We start from the raw sequence: 16,825 nt of genomic DNA on the forward strand, positions 1-16,825 counted from the left end.
CTGCCTGCTTTTTGCTGGCTCGTAACTAAGTGTACGCGTTCCCTGAAACTGCGACAAACAGAAACGGCCCCAAAAGGAGCCGTATTGTATTACAGGGTGCTCGCAAAAGCAGCAAATTCCGTATAACCCCCGATAGGTTCGCCATTTACGAACACCTGCGGTATGGTCTCCACCGGCTTGCCAACCAGGTCGCTCAACTTCTCTTTGTCGATCCCGGCAGACACAATATCGATGTATTCATAATCGCCAAAGCCGTGGCCGTGCAGCTGCTTCGCCAGCTCGACCGCACGTTTGCAGTATGAGCAATTATCCCGTCCGTAGATAACGACCTTCATCACTTCACCTCGTGCAGCTGCTGCTTGAGAAGATAGCCTTCCAGGGGCCAGATTTTGGCAATCGCGTTCTGGCGTGCAATTTTACGTCCGATCTCCGGATCAAAGTTCTCCGGGCTGGCGCACGCAGACTCGCCGGTTACGGTGTAGCCGTTCTCCAGCACAAGAACGCAGAATGTCAGCAGTTCGAGTGATTGCGGGGCCGGTTCAGGCTCTTCCTGCTTCAGCCACAACGGTGAGCTGCGATATCCGTCCGCGCCGGTAAAGTAAAATTCGCCTGAGATAACAGCTTCAATGCGTTCCGGGGTAACACGCGCGGCCGTTTTGCCTTTGGCCACAATCTCTTTTTCGATATCCATATCGGTCATTTTGGTTTCCTTACGTTAAAAACGAGCGATTCGGGCACGAAGAATTAGCTCATAGGCTTTCATCGCGTCCAGCTGCTTAATGAGCATGTTGCGGTCGACTTGAGGGAGACGACTAAAAATCTCGGTGGCTGTGAAGCACTCCAGCTTGAAAATACGGCGCGACAGATCTTCCTGTTCCTCTATCACACGCTGCTGGTGAGGCAGATATTCTTTGGTCACGCTTATCTCCTTATTGGTAGGCTTCAAGCGCAATTTTGCATAACTCAGACCGTACACAGTCCTCGCTCTCGAACTCGATCCGTCCAACATATTCAGACGGCTTAAAGCGCTCCATAGCGTCTTCCAGCCCGGATTTGACGCTGCCAGGAAGATCGCATTGGGTGATGTCCCCGTTAACGATAACCGTGACGTTTTCTCCCATACGGGTCAGGAACATTTTCATTTGTGACGCTGTCACGTTTTGAGCTTCATCCAGAATTACCACAGCGTTTTCGAAAGTGCGCCCACGCATGTAAGCGAAGGGGGCAATCTCCACTTTGGCCACCTCTGGCTTTAAGCAGTATTCGAGAAACGAGCCACCCAGACGCTTCTGTAGCACGTCATAGACGGGCCGGAAGAACGGAGCGAACTTCTCGCTCATGTCGCCCGGAAGGAAGCCCAGATCTTCGTCTGCTTGCAATACCGGACGAGTCACGATGATCTTGTCCACTTCCTTATTAAGTAGACGCTGCGCTGCAACGGCCGCGGCCAGGTACGTTTTACCGCAGCCAGCTTCGCCAGTGGCGAACGTTAGCGTTTTGGTATCGAGGGAGATGAGATAGTGGGCCTGGGCCTCGTTTCGCGCTTCGAGAGGAGAGTTGTCGCGCTTCGGTTTCGGAGGCAGAGCAGGGGCGGCAGCCAGCTCGTCAACGATGATTGTGTCAATTTCGTAGCCGTGGATGCGTGGCTTTGACTTCAGTGCCTGACGAGCTGCGCGACGCGCCTGTTTACGTTTGTTTCCCATATTGGGGTCGTCTCAGAAAACGGAATCTATGGTCACTCCCGTTTTTGCAACACCGATTTTGACGATAAATTGGCTTGCTTGAATCTATCCGGCGTCTGAATGGGATTTTATTCCCGCGCCTCGATGAGTTCCGCGCCTGATGAACCTCCAGAAAATATACGGCTTCAATGAGCCTTTCCGTTTTACAGGTTCCTCAACAGGCCGGTGGGCCGTTAGTATCATCAATATCAGTATTCGCAAAACCAGATCAGTGATTCTTTAAACCGGTGTATTTCTTCCGTTATGCTACATAAGTTTGCTGTCGTGCCGTTAGGGCCCAGGCTATTCTGGCCAGCTTGTTTGCCAGAGCACAAGTGACGACAAAGTTGCTTTTCCTACACAGTAGATCCCTGACCCAATCGGCCAATTTGCCAGACTGGTGTTCCAGTTTTTGTATGAATACCCTGGCACATTGAACCAACAAAGTTCGGATCTTTTTGTTACCTCGCTTACTAATTCCCAGCAATGTCGTCCGACCTCCCGTGCTGTACTGTCGAGGCACTAGCCCTGTTGCCGCCGCAAAGTCACGACTGCTGGCGTACTGCTTCCCGTCGCCAATCTCAGTTGAAATAGTACTCGCTGTCAGTGTTCCGACGCAGGGAATGCTCAGCAAGCGCTGTCCAATCTCATCTTCGTCCAACTTTCGTTTCAACTGGGATTCCAAATCTTTAATCTGCTCAACAAGATAGTGATAATGCTGTTGTAATTTCAGCAATAACTGGCTGAGGTATAGAGGCAAACTATTGTCCTCAAGAAGGGTACTCAGTCGGCTAATAACGGCAGCTCCTCGTGGAACGCTGATGCCAAATTCCAGCAGAAAAGCATGCATCTGATTGGTTGTTTTTACCTTATCCTGAACCAAGGATTCACGGACACGATGCAGCGCACGCATTGCCTGCTGAGATTCAGTTCTGGGCTGTACAAAACGCATAGACGGACGCGATGCAGCTTCACAAATAGCTTCGGCGTCGACAAAGTCGTTTTTGTTACTTTTAACGAATGGACGGACAAATTGTGGTGATATCAGCTTAGGAAAATGCCCCAACTCTTCCAACTTGCGTGCCATAAAGTGAGAGCCACCACAGGCTTCCATTGCGATGGTTGTAGCGGGGCATGTCGCCAAAAATTCGATTAACTTTGGCCGTGTAAATTTTTTACGGTAAACAGCCTTGCCGCGACGATCCTGGCAATGAATATGGAAAGAGTTTTTACCCAGATCGATACCAATGAGCGCAATGTTTTCCATGATAGTTCTCCGAATGAAAGCCTATCCTCAGCATAGTACCGGGAAGGAGGGAGTGACCATCTCATTAAATAAAGCACGCTAAGCCGGTTGCAGCGGCCGTAGCGGCCTGAACTTGCCCGCGCCGATCTTGGCGCTGCTGCGCCAGAGGTAATCGCCGGTCAGGTTGATGTGCTCCCAGCCGAGCGGCGACAGGTACTGCAACAGGCCGTCATCGACGGCTTGACCGTGGCCACGCAAGGCGTTCGCGGCCCGCTCCAGATAGACCGTGTTCCATAGCACGATGGCCGCCGTCACCAGGTTGAGGCCGCTGGCCCGGTAGCGCTGCTGCTCGAAGCTGCGGTCGCGGATTTCCCCCAGGCGGTTGAAGAACACGGCGCGGGTAATCGCTTCGGCGCTCGCCCGCTCGACGGCGTTGAGGGCGGGCACAATGACCGACTGCCGCCGCAGGTGCTCGATCAAGGCTCTGACCAGCACGATGCCCTTGTCGGTTTGCATGGCCAGCTCGGTCAGCAACTGGACAGCCTGCCGGTAGTGGCCAATCGTGAACGGCTGGAAGCCGAACACCGTTTGCAGCTCGACCAGGTGCTCGCGTCGGGTCTGCTCACGCTGCCCGTACTCGTCCCAGCTTTCGATGCCGACCTTGAGCTGGTTGGCGACCAGTCTCAGCAATGGCGGGAACGGTGGCTCATCAGCGCCAAGGATGACGCCGGGAAAGCGCAGGTAGCAGAGCTGCACCGCGAAGCCCAGCCGATTGGCCGGGCCGCGCCGCTGCCGGATGATGGAGAGGTCGCTTTCGCTGAACGTGTAGTGACGGATCAACTCATCCTTGGTGTCCGGCAACGCCAGCAGGCTTTCGCGCTCGGCGGCGGAGAGGATCGAACGGCGGGGCATGCGGTTTCCTTCTTCTTGAAAACGTAGGTTTGTGACAAGCCCGCCAAGGCAACCGGCGCGGCACGGGAATCAAGGCATTGCGATTCTCGAAAATAGTTCTTGAAATTCTATTCTTGATTGCATATCATCTCAACGAGTTTCGATAAGAAAGGATGCGCATGCGACCGTCTGTTGTGCTTGACATGAAGCGAAGCGCAGTGCGTGAAGCGGTAGGCCGCTTTCGCGCCGCGAACCCGCGCGTCTTCGGCTCGGTGCTGCATGGCACCGACCGGGATGGCAGCGACCTCGACCTGTTGGTCGATGCGCTGCCCGGTGCCACGTTGTTGGACTTGGGCGATTTGGAAGAAGAACTGAAATCGCTGCTCGGCGTTGACGTCGATCTGCTGACTCCCGGCGACCTGCCGCCGAAGTTCCGGGCCAAGGTGCTCGCGGAGGCGCAACCGATATGAGCGAGAACCGCCTGCCCGATTACCTCGACCACATTCAGCAGGCCGCAACCGATGCGCGCAGCTTCGTGGAAGGGATGGCCAAGGACGACTTCTTGGCCGACAAGCGCACCCAGCAGGCCGTCATCATGAGCCTGATCGTCATCGGCGAGGCGGCCACAAAGGTGATGGATGGCTACGTCGAGTTCACCCAGGCGCATGCCGACGTGCCGTGGCGCAGCATGCGCAATATGCGTAATCGCATGGCTCACGGCTATTTCGACATCAACCTCGATGTGGTGTGGGAGACGGTACAGGAATGGCTGCCGGCGTTGCTCCAGCAATTGCCCGCCGTGCGTCAGGATGCCGACGATGAAGACCGTAACGACAACTGTGAAAGAGGGATCTCCGATGACTGTTGAATCGAGAATATTTTCTGTAGCCGAGTATGTTCAGCCGTCCGAAGGCGAGCCTATTCGTTCCGTTGTGCTTGAAACCCGAGACTCAATTATCGTGGTTTGGCATGTCCATCCCGGGCAGGAAATTGCGGCTCACATTCATCCTCACGGCCAAGACACGTGGACTGTTTTGTCGGGAATGGCTGATTACTTTCAGGGCAATGGGATTGTTCGTGCCCTCAGGGAAGGTGAGATAGCCGTGGCAAGACCGGGCCAAGTGCACGGGGCGCGAAATACAGGTACCGAGCCATTTGTGTTAGTCTCGGTTGTGGCATCAGCCAATGCCGGTTTCGTATTGGCTGAGCGATAGAGCCCAATCTCTGGAGTTGGTCCAATGAGCGGTCGGGGAGATAGGTAACAGACATGCAGCGGACACGGCTGCTAAACCAGGTCGCAAACCTCCTTGCGTCGCAGCGTGCCGCAAGCGACGCGATCAATCGAATGGGGTCGGCATGAGACTGAACACCATCCAGTTCCCGACCGCGTAGCCGCCTGTCCTGCCGATCAGGTCTTGACCATCGACGCCTGGGATCAGTCCTGAATGTTCTTGGAGACCACTACGTTATGAGCCGCAGCCGCCGCAAAACACCCATCGTCGGGCACACGACCTGCGGCAGCGAGCGCGAGGACAAGAAGCTCTGGCATCAGCGCTGGCGCACCCGTGAGCGCACGGCGCTGACCAGCGCGTCGCCCGAAGCCCTGAGCGCCCATCTGCCCCTGCTGGAAAACCAGGCCAGCAGCGTCTGGTCGATGGGCAAGGATGGCCGCTCCTACTGGCCCGTCAAGCGCCAGGCCGCCACGGCGGATCGCATCGCCAATCACAAGGGACGCAACCCGCAAGAACGCGCCTCCCTGAAAAAGCGCCTGCTGCGCAAGTGGATGAGCAAATGAAGCTCTCCTTCCATCAGCACATTGCGCTGTTCTGGATGATCGGTGCTCCGGGCGTCTTCGCGCCCGTGATCGAGAACGCCAAGCGGCCCGATGCCGGCGCCGTCATGGCGTGGGGTGTCGCGATCGTGGCGGTGATGATCCTCTTCACCCCTTTGCTGCTGCGCTGTCCACCATTCCGGCGCTGGTATGGCCGGACGGATGCGCTGTCGGAGCGGCAGCGCCAGGCGCTTGCCGAGCGCGGCCTGCGCCGCTACTACCAGACCGCTTTCGATGACGGCTACGTGCCCCGCGTGATGCCCTACGTGTGGCGCATCATCTGGACGGTCGGCGGGTTGATGGCTGTGACCGCCGTACTGCCTACCAACACCGGACGGCCAGCCTTCGATGCCTTGGTGGTCTTCTCGACCTGGTATCCGATAGGCGTGATGCTGCTGGTTTTCGCGTCGAGGCCCCTTGGCCGGTTGATTCGCCAAAGAGCACAGGAGCGGCGGAAATGAGCACGTCAACCATCGAGGCGCTGGCCAGCGCCTGGGCAAGGATTGCCGAGGAAGCGGAATTCCCCGCTGACTACGAGGGGACTGCCACACCACAAGCGCATCGGGCTAGCGAAGCTATTCAGGAGCAGATTCGGGAGCGCATCGTCGCCACCAACGACATGCGGCTGTTCAGCCTGCTGCACCTGCTGGGTCAGGCGTCGCTGCGCATGGAGCAAGCGCTGTGGCCGGAGGATTACGAGCGGATGACGCGCGAGGTTGAGGAAGCCCTGCGGCAAGCCACCGACGCCAACGCCAGATCGTACACCCACGAAGAAGTGATGCAGGCGATGCAGGAACGCATCGACCGGGCGCGAGACAAGCCATGTTGATTGGCTATGCGCGCGTCTCGACGCAGGATCAGAACCTGGAGCTGCAACGCGAAGCCTTGAGCAAGGCCGGATGTAAAAAGGTCTTCGAGGACAAGGTGAGTGGCACGCGGGCAGACCGGCCTGGCTTGGCCAAGACGCTCGAAATGCTGCGCGAAGGCGATACTTTGGTCGTCTGGAAGCTCGACCGGCTGGGCCGGTCGGTCAAGCAACTGGTCGATCTGGTCGGCGATCTGCACAAGCACGGTGTCCAGTTCAGGAGCCTCACCGACTCCATCGACACCGGCACACCATCCGGGCGGTTCTTCTTCCACGTCATGGCGAGCCTTGCCGAAATGGAGCGCGAGCTGACCGTCGAGCGCACCCGCGCCGGGCTGGAAGTCGCCAAGCAGCTCGGCCGCAAAGGCGGCCGCAAGCCGAAGATGACCGACAGCAAGATCGAGTCGGCCAAGAAGCTGCTGGCCAGCGGGGTGCCGCCCAAGGACGTGGCCAAGAACCTCGGCGTGTCCATTCCGACGCTGTACCGCTGGGTGCCAGCCTCCACGCACGCTTAGCGTGCTTTATTTAATGAGATGGTCACTCCCTCCTTCCCGGTACTATGCTGAGGATAGGCTTTCATTCGGAGAACTATCATGGAAAACATTGCGCTCATTGGTATCGATCTGGGTAAAAACTCTTTCCATATTCATTGCCAGGATCGTCGCGGCAAGGCTGTTTACCGTAAAAAATTTACACGGCCAAAGTTAATCGAATTTTTGGCGACATGCCCCGCTACAACCATCGCAATGGAAGCCTGTGGTGGCTCTCACTTTATGGCACGCAAGTTGGAAGAGTTGGGGCATTTTCCTAAGCTGATATCACCACAATTTGTCCGTCCATTCGTTAAAAGTAACAAAAACGACTTTGTCGACGCCGAAGCTATTTGTGAAGCTGCATCGCGTCCGTCTATGCGTTTTGTACAGCCCAGAACTGAATCTCAGCAGGCAATGCGTGCGCTGCATCGTGTCCGTGAATCCTTGGTTCAGGATAAGGTAAAAACAACCAATCAGATGCATGCTTTTCTGCTGGAATTTGGCATCAGCGTTCCACGAGGAGCTGCCGTTATTAGCCGACTGAGTACCCTTCTTGAGGACAATAGTTTGCCTCTATACCTCAGCCAGTTATTGCTGAAATTACAACAGCATTATCACTATCTTGTTGAGCAGATTAAAGATTTGGAATCCCAGTTGAAACGAAAGTTGGACGAAGATGAGATTGGACAGCGCTTGCTGAGCATTCCCTGCGTCGGAACACTGACAGCGAGTACTATTTCAACTGAGATTGGCGACGGGAAGCAGTACGCCAGCAGTCGTGACTTTGCGGCGGCAACAGGGCTAGTGCCTCGACAGTACAGCACGGGAGGTCGGACGACATTGCTGGGAATTAGTAAGCGAGGTAACAAAAAGATCCGAACTTTGTTGGTTCAATGTGCCAGGGTATTCATACAAAAACTGGAACACCAGTCTGGCAAATTGGCCGATTGGGTCAGGGATCTACTGTGTAGGAAAAGCAACTTTGTCGTCACTTGTGCTCTGGCAAACAAGCTGGCCAGAATAGCCTGGGCCCTAACGGCACGACAGCAAACTTATGTAGCATAACGGAAGAAATACACCGGTTTAAAGAATCACTGATCTGGTTTTGCGAATACTGATATTGATGATACTAACGGCCCACCGGCCTGTTGAGGAACCTGTAAAACGGAAAGGCTCATTGAAGCCGTATATTTTCTGGAGGTTCATCAGGCGCGGAACTCATCGAGGCGCGGGAATAAAATCCCATTCAGACGCCGGATAGATTCAAGCAAGCCAATTTATCGTCAAAATCGGTGTTGCAAAAACGGGAGTGACCATAGATTCCGTTTTCTGAGACGACCCCCATATTGAGTCCTTTCAAGTGAGTCACCGAAAGAACTATACCGACAAATAATAGGTAAGTCATTACTTATCAATTGCATTTTTATGAGACATTCAAGACTCATTGTTTCAGTCTTTGGAAGACTGTTGCTGCGCGGTTATCGAAACTTGGTTAATGCTAATGTACGCGTACATTAGCATTAACCCTCTCATTCCGGCAACAAATAGCATTACAGCAGTGGGAAGCGACGAGAACCATCAACAAAAAAGGGGCCGAAGCCCCTTTGGATTTTGCGCTGAAAAAAGTGTAACTACGATGCTAAGAAGCACTATGGTTAAGAACGTCTGCCGTGTCTATCACAGCGTTGAACGGTCTGGCGACATTTGCGGAGTCTTTCCGTTCGGACGGTGGTGGCGAACTCCAAACCGTTCAGCGCTGTGTTGGCGATGGTGGGTGGACTCGAACCACCGACCAGTTGATTAACAGTCAACCGCTCTACCACTGAGCTACACCATCATTATTCGCGGCGGTACTTGTTCATGGACAACCAGGCAACCAAGAACTTTCCCGCAACTTGCACTTTACGTTAGTGCCAGACGAGGCTTGTGGCTTGCTCACATAGAGCGAAGATCTGGAATCCTTCTCGGCGGTTGATGGCCGCCAGATTCTTCGATCTTATTGGATGTATGGAATCATCCATGTTGTGAAACCAGGGGCTACATAGGCAACAATGATTTCACCAGAGGGTTAAAGAATCCTGCTTTCACAACGTTGAGGCCACTGAACCGATTTATGTTCGACCCAACATATTGATCAGTCACTACAGCTCTGTGGAATCACCTGTATGATTAAAAGAAAAACAGTGACCTCAACGTTGTGCGCTGGCTAACCAAGCCAGCCGGGTTACGTCGCCGCTTTTAACCCAAGATTAAACGACATAAGTAATGGAAATGACGTAACAGGATGGACGGTCAGCTGGCTGAAACCGGGATGATGGAATGGAATGAGGAAAACCAACCGCCCATCCTGTTACTTCATCGAATAGGGCATGGGTGGTGCAACATGCCCTATCCTGCGTTCTGCAATCACACTCGCTCAGTGTGTCCCATTTCGGTGACGAGGCTGGAAACTGACCTCGCTGGTGTTTGGCTTCTTAGGCTACTGCCAGGTACGTATCTTCGTTTGCAGTTATATTTAACGTTCAAACAGTCGCGTCTCAACGAAAACAAGTGAATCTTATACATATTAGATAAGTAAGTAAATACTTATTTTTCTGTGACTCGTTCAGTTGCTATCTTTTTGATCAAACTCACCTTCTGTTCCGGCGTTCTCGTGATGATGGCCGTAAAACGCTTCGCTTGAATAGTGATAGTTTCGTTCTCCTTGAGTTCGCCGTAGTGAGTCTCCAGCAGAGAACCCAGGCGCCACAGACCGTCGTCTATGCGTTTATGGCTGGCAAATCTGATCAGCAGTAGCTTTACGATTAACTGACCAATGTAAAAGGCATATCCGAAGCCGGCCGCCACAAGGTAGGTTGCCAGCCACCAGTCGAATGAGGTCAAATTGCTCATTTCTGCACTCCCGTCTCGTGAACAACCCGATACAGACGCTTACCGATGCGAAGCGTTTTGGTTTTCAGTTCCTGCCTGACCAGATCGCGACAGATACTGAAGCCGAGGGCCACGCCCCCAGCAAAAGATAACAGGATGTATGGAATAATCAGAACGCCCCCGCCTCAGTCAATTGCTGTAACAGTGAGTGTCCTTTTTCAGTGAGTTGATAGTTCTCCACACATCCTTTTGGCGAAACGTTAGCGACAAGATTCATACGTTCCAGTTTGGCGCGGGTCTTTGGCTTCCAGTTGGCGTAGAACTGTTTCCACTGGCTGATTTCACGCAGAGTTTCTTTCTCCCGTTTACTTAACATGATCATCCTTAATCTCCTTCAGTGTGTACGTGATATCTACAATGCGGTAAATGCGGCCGCGCCTCTGCATGACACCGGCTTTTACGTAATCGTTGATGCAGCTGGACATAACCAGACTGCCGATAACAATGCCGACGACCAAAAATACAATCATCCAGCCGAGCATCAGTCTTTATCTCCAATACGGTCTTCGGTATCTCGCAGACATTTCGGCCACTTCAGACGTGGGTGGCGTAAGCTACCGTCTGGCGTTTTCTCATGGCAGTGAACCTCGACGATGCGTCCACGATATTTCTCCTGATTGTTCCAGATCTCATCCAGGTACTTATGTTTGATACCGCTGGCACGCACGATGACGCCGTTCTCCAGACGAATCACTATCTTGCCTAGCGTATGCGCAAAGCCAGAGTCCGGGTCGCCTGGCTCGAAGTCGATGATTTCACCGTCTTCGGAATCCTCGTCTTTCAGCTTCCACCAGCTGCGGGTACGCTTGAACTCGTAAACAGAATCCGGATCTTTGCCCATCTCCCCCTCTTCATTCTCATCCAGGCGCTTCATGAAGCGTTCGATAAAGTCTTCATGGCTATGGATGATGTAGAACGGATGCAGGTGGATATCTTGCGCGTAATCTTCCCCGCAAGTGTTGCGGAATAACGCCACCAGCATAGCCAGGCGCTCTTTCAGCTTCATGCCGGTCTTCAGGTACTCTTTGCTTTTTGCCTGAGCACGCCACTCCGGTAAGAAGAAATCGAAGATATGGTAAACGGCACCAATGGCTGTCACGTTCTTCTTGCGAAGCGCCGACACGGACTGGTTGAACGTACCTGCAGTACCCTCACCATCGAAAAAGATGTGCTTGAAACCGGAGAGTCTGCCTCGCTCAAGCATGGCTGGTTTAAGGTGATCGAGTGACGTAATCGGATTGCCGGTACGCGTCAAGAAGTTCACCTCTTCCTCGTCAACGATAACTTCGCAGATAACCCGGAGACCATCGAGTTTGAGGCTGCCGATCATTGGCCACTTGGCCTTTGGGTTTTGTTTAAATGGGTATTTGTCGCCTTTCTCCTTGTACGGAGACGCCAGCTGTACCTCAAACTTCGGAATTGGGTTTTCGAACACCTTGTTGCACAGGCTAATGCCGACGCCGGCTTTCGGATCTTTCAGCAGGAAGCGACGAAACACGTCCTGCCCGTCAGCGCACATTGAGGCAACGAGTGATTCGACAGCAGTAATGGCCGCGTTCCCGGTCAGTTCGCGCGCCGCCAGCTTCTCCAGCAGCTCGACTACCTTCTGATCGCTGGGTACGGAAGTATCGAGTGGCTCGGCCACTTTGTACTTCTTCACACCGAATCGAATGAATGGGTTGAGCATTAGCGAGACCATGCTCTGCTCAAATTCATCAAGGTTGGCCAGCGCCTCTTTCTTGGCGTTGGTTCCCATCGTTTTTATGGCATCCAGCTTGTGCTTTAGGGCGATCAGTTTTTCCATTAGTGTTTAACCTCCATCGGTCGCTCGGGAGTTTTCATGTGTTTTCTTTGGTTGCTTCTTCAATGAGTGCCGCGTACACGTCAGTGACGGGCGCCAGTGAATCGGTGGACGTGGTTTCGGGTTTGGCTGGTTCTGTTTTCTTCGTGCGTTTAACCAGACTGTTAATCGTCATGGTGTTGCGCTTCCGGGTTAGCGTTCTGGCGTGGTCGTTTTGCTCTTCCACTTCTTTGATAAGCGCAGCCATATCGATGAAGTAGAGCTGTTCGCCTTTGCGGATCTCTTCGACCATCATCTTCAGCGCCTGGCATTTGCCAGCAGCAATGGCCGCAGCGCAGGACTGGAACGATGTCGCCGGGAGGCGCTTCTCTTTGTAGGCGAGGATGGTGTGCTGGCAGACTGTATAGCTGCAATGGGCCTCATGGCCGTTGATCTTCACTTCCGGACAGCGCAGCGAATAACCGTTGTTTCCGGAGATAGACGGGATTTTCGACAAATCTGTTCTTGTGGACATGCTTCTAACCGTAGTCGTGTACTTACTTATTAAGCGCAGTTTAAAAAAGCCCCACCAGGGGGCTAAATGGTTTTTCGAGGCTTACCAGGTCGCCCAGCCAGTCATTTTGTCCTGAGCGGCTTCGAACCGGTATGGCTCCAGTAAATCGTTGGCATGGTGGACGGCGTATGATTTTGCCTCCTGTTTAATCATCGGCAGCTCGTTGGCCAGGCGTGCCACCTGCCCTGCAAAACTGGCGAGCACACCGTCACATGCCTGACCCGCGTCAACAATGATGCGCACCAGGTCTAAGTCGCTGCGGCACATATCGCAGATGATGCCGTATTCCACCTCACGAATGCGCTCAACGGCTTTTTTGGTATCGCCACTGACCACCAATTCCAGCAAACCAGGTGGTGTTGTCAGATCGGTAACGCGTTCGGTAACTTCAGGCAGTTCGACAATGCTCAGGAACGCCGCGATAGACGGATCATCCTCTACACCAGCCCTGCCTTTGATCGCGCGAAGAGTTGCGTCGACAATTTCCTCAAATCGTTCACCTTCATCACACACCGCCTGATTGGTGTAGACAACGCGACCGTCGTACCATGCACCGGCACGTACTTCGACCGTTGCGTCCTTCATTTTGCGAGTGAACGCCACGAGTGCCGCGCGTTTCTGTTTAACACCAGGCAGCTCCGGGGACTCTCCAAAACGAACCCATACCCGCATGTATTTCGAGCCTTCCCCAAGAGGTGCTGTGCTCACAGACGTGGCGATGTGCTCCAGCGCAGTTTGGATCGCCTCATCGATAATCTTCTGGCGCTCTTCTGTATCAATTTCTACGCCTGATTTGTCGATAATTTCGGTAACGGACTTCTGAATATCTGCTTTCATAAAGGTTCCTCAATTCCTTCGTCGAGCATATTCTTACAGAAAAATAAGTATGTATCTACTTATCATTAAAGGCGTGCAATTTATACAAGAGCTTTAATGCCGAGTACCTTGCTTTGTAGCTCCAACTGTCTGGAGTACGGCTTGGCACGATAATAGGCTTTTAGTATCTGCTCTGGCGTCGCGTCGCCGGGGTCGAGACCTTCTTCGCCCAGACAGGCCACTTTGACATTCAGTCCGATGCTGGTGAGACGTTTGGCCGCTGACATGGTGTTGCGGATCGCTTGCTTTTCGCTGTCCCACATCATGATGACGTTGCGTAATCCACGCGCCTTGAGCGTCAGGAACGCGCCTAACTGATCTTCAGCGTCCTCATTCATATTTCCGGACAAGTGCATCCCGAACGTGCCAATTGGCTCTACATAATCCCGCAGCGTCTCTTCGTCGAAGATGGCTCGCTTCACGCCCATTACGTCAAATGCCCCTTCACACACAACGACCGTTTGTTTTCCGACTGCATTGTGGCCGTTGTAGAGAAACTTACCCGACGCCGGCAGCTGCATGGGGAAGAGATAACGGCGTTCTGCTGCACCGGTAATGTCACGCCCCTGGAAGGTCTTCATCACGCCATCCAGATCGTAAACCGGTATCAGGATGCGCATATCAAACACCTGCCCTTTGACCTGGTCTGTGTACGGATCGACGTATGCGTGCTTGCCTTCGACGCAGTAACGCAGATCAAAGTATTTGGCCAGCTCCGGGGAGATATGGCGCTCCACCAGATAATCAGGAAGACGACCGTCAATGGGGAGTTCGTAATGGCGCGGGAGAGCTACTGGCCCTTCGAGTTCAACCTTGCTGGCCAGCACGACCTCTTCCGTCTTCGGCGCCCATCCTTGTGAGATCAGCGCGTTCTGGACGTACTCTTCAAAATCGCGACGGGATTTGCCGCTGTAGTGCTTGAGGAAGACCAGCTTGTTGAACTGAATCTCTTCGGGATGATCACCAGCAAAGCATTTGCCGACGCCATTGGTCAGGTTGAAATAAACCTTCCAGTTTGAGCTGCCGCATACCGGACACTCCTTGATATTCACCTCACGTCCACGAGTACTGACGCCACCACGACGGTAGATGATTCCTTCCATATCGAGCCATTGTTCAAAATCCAGCTCGGTCAGTAATTCTTTCAAGTCGCTCACGTTCTTAACCCTACTTTTTGCAGGTAATATCTTGATAATCCTCGGTATTTGAATACCATAAAGGCTCATGTGTTTTTTCTTTTGTGGCTTTGGCAAAAGAGAAAATTTGTTCTCTTATGGAGACCGGCGTGGAGAGCGTTTCTCCACGCCTTCTTTTTTTAGAGGACGTCCATAATGCGTTCGATGAATCGCATTTGTTCGAGGTTCTGCTTAACGCGGATGCTTACGCCGCCTTTCTGGTTACGTGAACCAGCGAAGTACAGACGCGCTTCGCCTTTCGCCTCTTCCTCTTCCGTTTTGTTGATCGTGATAACGAGGTCAGCGATACGCACCTTCTCGATGTTGTCCGCTGCGTGCATCATTGTTGCCACCTCAGAAGCACCACCTTCCCTGTTAGTCTGCGATGCAGTGATGCCGGCAACGTTGTGTTTGTCGTACAGCGCACGCAGGTCAGTGTAGATGCTGCGAATGTTGGCGCGGTCGTCGCGGAGGTCGTAGCTGGCACGCATCAGGTCAGCGTAGTCGACCACGACCATGTCGGGGATCATGCCATTGGCTTTCATGCTGCCCAACATACGATCCAGATCTGCAGGCGACATGCTTCCGGACGGTCGTTCAACAATCCACAAGCTCCCCACGCCTTTCGTCGCGCCCAGCTCTGCCAGTTTGCGATGGACGTCGTCGCGGCGCTCCACCAGCTTGGACATTTCGGTCTCAGACAGACGGGCGTCAAAGCGATCTGACAGAATGGAGGTGTGAACTTCCAGCGACAGATACAGGACGTTGTAACCGGCAAGCGTGGCGTTGATGGAGAACTCACCCATCGCCGTCGATTTACCAGACTTCGCGAAGCCCATGAACAGCACCATTTCACGCTTTGCCCAGCCTTTCTGGTAAAGCAGCTTGTCGAGCAGCGGTAGACCCGTTGTGATGCTGTTTGGCACGTAATCGTCGGACGCTTCATACTCACGCGCCTTGTAACGCTCTGCTGATTCAGAGAAGTAATCGTAAATGCCGGTCGCTTCGTTAGAGCCGATTTGCTGGACTTTAGCCATGATTGCCATCGCGCCCTGGAAATCGCCCTTCTCTTTCATCTCAGCCGCTTTAATCAGCGCGTCGTCGAATGCTACGCTTTTGGCGAACGTGGCGACCTGGTCGACCATGTACGCCGTGTCTGACAGCTTCTCAGCGAGAATCCGCTTAAACGCCTCAACGACGTCGGGGAACAGCTCTTCGCGGATCGTCTTATCGCGTTTGGCGCGTTTGAGCATGTCGAGTATGGCCGACGATGATGGTGCGCTCTTATACATTCTGTAGTAGCCCGACACCATGTTCACCAGAATGGCGTTGGCCGCATTGGAGAACTGGTTTGGCGCAACCAGATCACCGGCGCGAGTCAGAAACTCATGGTCGCGACAGAAGTAGGCTGCGAGTCGATTCTGGAAGTCGTCGTCGAACTCTTCAGACAACCCTCGTCCTGTGTGGCAAAGTTCGGTCATGTGCTTTCCTTTGGTGCTTAAACAATTTGTTTTCTAATACTAAAAAAGCCAGATAGGGGATCAACAGAATCGCCGTGCTTCTTCCAGTTCTTCCGGGAAGTGCGCGTAAATCACACGCTCAGGCACGATTTCCATCAACCAGACAGCGGAGAAGATGATGCGGACGCGCTTGTCTCGGGTAATGCCACGCAGACGCTCCAGAACCCACTCAAAATAGCGTTCTTGAATCGGGTCGTGCTGCATATCTCCCAGATGCTTAAAACTCACCAGAGAGTCATCCAGACGGGTTACAGCGCGTTTGGCTAACTTCTCTTCGAATATCTCGATCAGCTCGGGCTGCCAGAGATGCTGGGGGCGAGGCAATTTGTCCCACAGACGGCGTGCAGCTGCGGACAGAACGGTAGAAATGAAGTAGTCATAAGAGCAGCAGTACTGGTCGGCAAACTGGCGTGCTTTCCAGAGAGACGTTTTGTTCGCCGTCGACAGCTCCTGATACGGCACACGTTTCAAACCGGTTGTGAATGGGGCCGTCTCATAGTGTTCGCGGCCATGCGACAGCATGATGTATGAGTACTGGCGCTTGTATGCCTCAGTGAAAAGGCATGTGGCCATAAGCGGGTGCATGTCGCGGTAATCAAACCACTTTGTCTCGAACAACTCAGCCTCATCCTTGCAGCGTGACAGCCCAATATTCTCGGCCACCCACTTGTCCATGACTGTGGTGTCCCACTCGGTCATGAAGTCGTACTGGTCGTTGTTAATAGTGTTAAAGAAGATCTGGCTCATGTGCTCCGCCGATAGGTAGTCACTTACTTATCATAATGGGCGAATCATAGCGACTGGAGATGTTTTTTGGAAGTGGAAACGGAAGGGAATGTGTCTGGGAAGTTGGCATAGAAAAAGACCTGCTTCCGTATAAAT

Annotated in this window: 23 protein-coding genes and 1 tRNA gene; 8 read left to right on the plus strand and 16 right to left on the minus strand. The window is 53.3% G+C overall.

Annotation, left to right across the window (positions count from 1 at the left end):
• Positions 1 to 89 precede the first annotated feature (89 nt).
• From ACQG0S_RS22770 to ACQG0S_RS22795, 6 genes are all read right to left on the minus strand, one after another.
• A complete protein-coding gene (locus ACQG0S_RS22770) occupies positions 90 to 335 on the minus strand; it encodes a GrxA family glutaredoxin (protein ID WP_006812570.1) in 246 nt (81 codons plus the stop codon).
• On the minus strand, positions 335 to 700 hold the full coding sequence (locus ACQG0S_RS22775; protein WP_006812571.1) for a Gp49 family protein: 366 nt from the start codon (positions 698 to 700) through the stop codon (positions 335 to 337). The genes ACQG0S_RS22770 and ACQG0S_RS22775 overlap by 1 nt, the downstream gene beginning before the upstream one ends.
• 15 nt (positions 701 to 715) lie before the next feature.
• Positions 716 to 919 carry a crAss001_48 related protein gene (locus ACQG0S_RS22780; protein ID WP_022649890.1) on the minus strand — a complete coding sequence of 68 codons (204 nt, stop codon included), beginning with the start codon at positions 917 to 919 and terminating at the stop codon, positions 716 to 718.
• Between the two features lie 10 nt (positions 920 to 929).
• The gene (phoH, locus tag ACQG0S_RS22785) at positions 930 to 1,703 is read right to left on the minus strand and encodes a phosphate starvation-inducible protein PhoH (protein ID WP_022649889.1); all 774 of its coding nucleotides are present in this window, start codon (positions 1,701 to 1,703) and stop codon (positions 930 to 932) included.
• Between the two features lie 280 nt (positions 1,704 to 1,983).
• Positions 1,984 to 2,988: an IS110-like element IS4321 family transposase gene (locus ACQG0S_RS22790; RefSeq protein ID WP_000427620.1), complete on the minus strand. Its 1,005-nt coding sequence runs from the start codon at positions 2,986 to 2,988 to the stop codon at positions 1,984 to 1,986.
• Positions 2,989 to 3,066: 78 nt separating this feature from the next.
• Positions 3,067 to 3,879 (minus strand): DUF4158 domain-containing protein, encoded by an 813-nt coding sequence (locus tag ACQG0S_RS22795; RefSeq protein ID WP_426750846.1) that lies wholly within the window; start codon positions 3,877 to 3,879, stop codon positions 3,067 to 3,069.
• Between the two features lie 158 nt (positions 3,880 to 4,037).
• Between ACQG0S_RS22795 and ACQG0S_RS22800 the strand changes: the two genes are divergently transcribed.
• The 8 genes from ACQG0S_RS22800 to ACQG0S_RS22835 all read left to right on the plus strand — a co-directional run bounded on the left by ACQG0S_RS22800 (position 4,038) and on the right by ACQG0S_RS22835 (position 8,152).
• Positions 4,038 to 4,328: a nucleotidyltransferase family protein gene (locus ACQG0S_RS22800; RefSeq protein WP_001247892.1), complete on the plus strand. Its 291-nt coding sequence runs from the start codon at positions 4,038 to 4,040 to the stop codon at positions 4,326 to 4,328.
• Positions 4,325 to 4,726, plus strand: a complete 402-nt coding sequence (locus ACQG0S_RS22805; protein ID WP_001293886.1) for a HepT-like ribonuclease domain-containing protein — start codon at positions 4,325 to 4,327, stop codon at positions 4,724 to 4,726. The genes ACQG0S_RS22800 and ACQG0S_RS22805 overlap by 4 nt, the downstream gene beginning before the upstream one ends.
• Positions 4,716 to 5,072, plus strand: a complete 357-nt coding sequence (locus ACQG0S_RS22810) for a cupin domain-containing protein (protein WP_000215515.1) — start codon at positions 4,716 to 4,718, stop codon at positions 5,070 to 5,072. The genes ACQG0S_RS22805 and ACQG0S_RS22810 overlap by 11 nt, the downstream gene beginning before the upstream one ends.
• A gap of 254 nt (positions 5,073 to 5,326) precedes the next feature.
• Complete coding sequence (locus ACQG0S_RS22815; RefSeq protein ID WP_003100858.1) at positions 5,327 to 5,653, plus strand: hypothetical protein; 327 nt, start codon at positions 5,327 to 5,329, stop codon at positions 5,651 to 5,653.
• Complete coding sequence (locus tag ACQG0S_RS22820) at positions 5,650 to 6,150, plus strand: hypothetical protein (protein WP_003100856.1); 501 nt, start codon at positions 5,650 to 5,652, stop codon at positions 6,148 to 6,150. Before ACQG0S_RS22815 ends, ACQG0S_RS22820 begins: the two co-directional genes overlap by 4 nt.
• Positions 6,147 to 6,518, plus strand: a complete 372-nt coding sequence (locus ACQG0S_RS22825; protein WP_003100853.1) for a hypothetical protein — start codon at positions 6,147 to 6,149, stop codon at positions 6,516 to 6,518. The genes ACQG0S_RS22820 and ACQG0S_RS22825 overlap by 4 nt, the downstream gene beginning before the upstream one ends.
• Positions 6,512 to 7,069, plus strand: a complete 558-nt coding sequence (locus ACQG0S_RS22830) for a recombinase family protein (protein WP_003100847.1) — start codon at positions 6,512 to 6,514, stop codon at positions 7,067 to 7,069. The genes ACQG0S_RS22825 and ACQG0S_RS22830 overlap by 7 nt, the downstream gene beginning before the upstream one ends.
• Before the next feature lie 78 nt (positions 7,070 to 7,147).
• Positions 7,148 to 8,152, plus strand: coding sequence for an IS110-like element IS4321 family transposase (locus tag ACQG0S_RS22835; protein WP_000427620.1), 1,005 nt, complete (start codon positions 7,148 to 7,150; stop codon positions 8,150 to 8,152).
• Between the two features lie 697 nt (positions 8,153 to 8,849).
• Here the strand turns inward: ACQG0S_RS22835 and ACQG0S_RS22840 are convergent.
• The 10 genes from ACQG0S_RS22840 to ACQG0S_RS22885 form a co-directional block, all read right to left on the minus strand.
• Positions 8,850 to 8,924 (minus strand) — tRNA-Asn (locus tag ACQG0S_RS22840).
• Between the two features lie 749 nt (positions 8,925 to 9,673).
• Complete coding sequence (locus tag ACQG0S_RS22845; protein ID WP_004110169.1) at positions 9,674 to 9,979, minus strand: hypothetical protein; 306 nt, start codon at positions 9,977 to 9,979, stop codon at positions 9,674 to 9,676.
• Between the two features lie 148 nt (positions 9,980 to 10,127).
• Positions 10,128 to 10,340, minus strand: coding sequence for a hypothetical protein (locus tag ACQG0S_RS22850; protein ID WP_022649968.1), 213 nt, complete (start codon positions 10,338 to 10,340; stop codon positions 10,128 to 10,130).
• Positions 10,324 to 10,488 carry a hypothetical protein gene (locus ACQG0S_RS22855; RefSeq protein ID WP_172687143.1) on the minus strand — a complete coding sequence of 55 codons (165 nt, stop codon included), beginning with the start codon at positions 10,486 to 10,488 and terminating at the stop codon, positions 10,324 to 10,326. The genes ACQG0S_RS22850 and ACQG0S_RS22855 overlap by 17 nt, the downstream gene beginning before the upstream one ends.
• An 11-nt stretch (positions 10,489 to 10,499) precedes the next feature.
• Entirely contained in the window at positions 10,500 to 11,822 is a 1,323-nt protein-coding gene (locus tag ACQG0S_RS22860; protein WP_022649967.1) for a hypothetical protein, read from the minus strand.
• A gap of 34 nt (positions 11,823 to 11,856) precedes the next feature.
• Positions 11,857 to 12,333: a hypothetical protein gene (locus ACQG0S_RS22865; RefSeq protein WP_022649966.1), complete on the minus strand. Its 477-nt coding sequence runs from the start codon at positions 12,331 to 12,333 to the stop codon at positions 11,857 to 11,859.
• An 81-nt stretch (positions 12,334 to 12,414) separates the two neighbouring features.
• Positions 12,415 to 13,209, minus strand: coding sequence for a hypothetical protein (locus tag ACQG0S_RS22870; RefSeq protein WP_022649965.1), 795 nt, complete (start codon positions 13,207 to 13,209; stop codon positions 12,415 to 12,417).
• Positions 13,210 to 13,289: 80 nt separating this feature from the next.
• A complete protein-coding gene (locus ACQG0S_RS22875; RefSeq protein WP_022649964.1) occupies positions 13,290 to 14,405 on the minus strand; it encodes a hypothetical protein in 1,116 nt (371 codons plus the stop codon).
• Between the two features lie 158 nt (positions 14,406 to 14,563).
• Positions 14,564 to 15,904: a DnaB-like helicase C-terminal domain-containing protein gene (locus ACQG0S_RS22880; protein WP_006812582.1), complete on the minus strand. Its 1,341-nt coding sequence runs from the start codon at positions 15,902 to 15,904 to the stop codon at positions 14,564 to 14,566.
• A 60-nt stretch (positions 15,905 to 15,964) separates the two neighbouring features.
• Positions 15,965 to 16,690, minus strand: coding sequence for a hypothetical protein (locus ACQG0S_RS22885; protein ID WP_022649963.1), 726 nt, complete (start codon positions 16,688 to 16,690; stop codon positions 15,965 to 15,967).
• Positions 16,691 to 16,825: the final 135 nt, after the last annotated feature.

This window comes from Enterobacter cloacae complex sp. 418I7, from assembly GCF_050030705.1.
Lineage (GTDB): Bacteria > Pseudomonadota > Gammaproteobacteria > Enterobacterales > Enterobacteriaceae > Enterobacter > Enterobacter intestinihominis.

Excerpts from the sequence above, each read along its gene's own strand:
- ACQG0S_RS22770 (WP_006812570.1), bottom strand. The coding sequence starts at position 335 with ATGAAGGTCGTTATCTACGGACGGGATAATTGCTCATACTGCAAACGT.
- ACQG0S_RS22775 (WP_006812571.1), bottom strand. The coding sequence starts at position 700 with ATGACCGATATGGATATCGAAAAAGAGATTGTGGCCAAAGGCAAAACG.
- phoH (WP_022649889.1), bottom strand. The coding sequence starts at position 1,703 with ATGGGAAACAAACGTAAACAGGCGCGTCGCGCAGCTCGTCAGGCACTG.
- ACQG0S_RS22790 (WP_000427620.1), bottom strand. The coding sequence starts at position 2,988 with ATGGAAAACATTGCGCTCATTGGTATCGATCTGGGTAAAAACTCTTTC.
- ACQG0S_RS22795 (WP_426750846.1), bottom strand. The coding sequence starts at position 3,879 with ATGCCCCGCCGTTCGATCCTCTCCGCCGCCGAGCGCGAAAGCCTGCTG.
- ACQG0S_RS22800 (WP_001247892.1), top strand. The coding sequence starts at position 4,038 with ATGCGACCGTCTGTTGTGCTTGACATGAAGCGAAGCGCAGTGCGTGAA.
- ACQG0S_RS22805 (WP_001293886.1), top strand. The coding sequence starts at position 4,325 with ATGAGCGAGAACCGCCTGCCCGATTACCTCGACCACATTCAGCAGGCC.
- ACQG0S_RS22810 (WP_000215515.1), top strand. The coding sequence starts at position 4,716 with ATGACTGTTGAATCGAGAATATTTTCTGTAGCCGAGTATGTTCAGCCG.
- ACQG0S_RS22815 (WP_003100858.1), top strand. The coding sequence starts at position 5,327 with ATGAGCCGCAGCCGCCGCAAAACACCCATCGTCGGGCACACGACCTGC.
- ACQG0S_RS22820 (WP_003100856.1), top strand. The coding sequence starts at position 5,650 with ATGAAGCTCTCCTTCCATCAGCACATTGCGCTGTTCTGGATGATCGGT.
- ACQG0S_RS22825 (WP_003100853.1), top strand. The coding sequence starts at position 6,147 with ATGAGCACGTCAACCATCGAGGCGCTGGCCAGCGCCTGGGCAAGGATT.
- ACQG0S_RS22830 (WP_003100847.1), top strand. The coding sequence starts at position 6,512 with ATGTTGATTGGCTATGCGCGCGTCTCGACGCAGGATCAGAACCTGGAG.
- ACQG0S_RS22835 (WP_000427620.1), top strand. The coding sequence starts at position 7,148 with ATGGAAAACATTGCGCTCATTGGTATCGATCTGGGTAAAAACTCTTTC.
- ACQG0S_RS22845 (WP_004110169.1), bottom strand. The coding sequence starts at position 9,979 with ATGAGCAATTTGACCTCATTCGACTGGTGGCTGGCAACCTACCTTGTG.
- ACQG0S_RS22850 (WP_022649968.1), bottom strand. The coding sequence starts at position 10,340 with ATGATCATGTTAAGTAAACGGGAGAAAGAAACTCTGCGTGAAATCAGC.
- ACQG0S_RS22855 (WP_172687143.1), bottom strand. The coding sequence starts at position 10,488 with ATGATTGTATTTTTGGTCGTCGGCATTGTTATCGGCAGTCTGGTTATG.
- ACQG0S_RS22860 (WP_022649967.1), bottom strand. The coding sequence starts at position 11,822 with ATGGAAAAACTGATCGCCCTAAAGCACAAGCTGGATGCCATAAAAACG.
- ACQG0S_RS22865 (WP_022649966.1), bottom strand. The coding sequence starts at position 12,333 with ATGTCCACAAGAACAGATTTGTCGAAAATCCCGTCTATCTCCGGAAAC.
- ACQG0S_RS22870 (WP_022649965.1), bottom strand. The coding sequence starts at position 13,209 with ATGAAAGCAGATATTCAGAAGTCCGTTACCGAAATTATCGACAAATCA.
- ACQG0S_RS22880 (WP_006812582.1), bottom strand. The coding sequence starts at position 15,904 with ATGACCGAACTTTGCCACACAGGACGAGGGTTGTCTGAAGAGTTCGAC.
- ACQG0S_RS22885 (WP_022649963.1), bottom strand. The coding sequence starts at position 16,690 with ATGAGCCAGATCTTCTTTAACACTATTAACAACGACCAGTACGACTTC.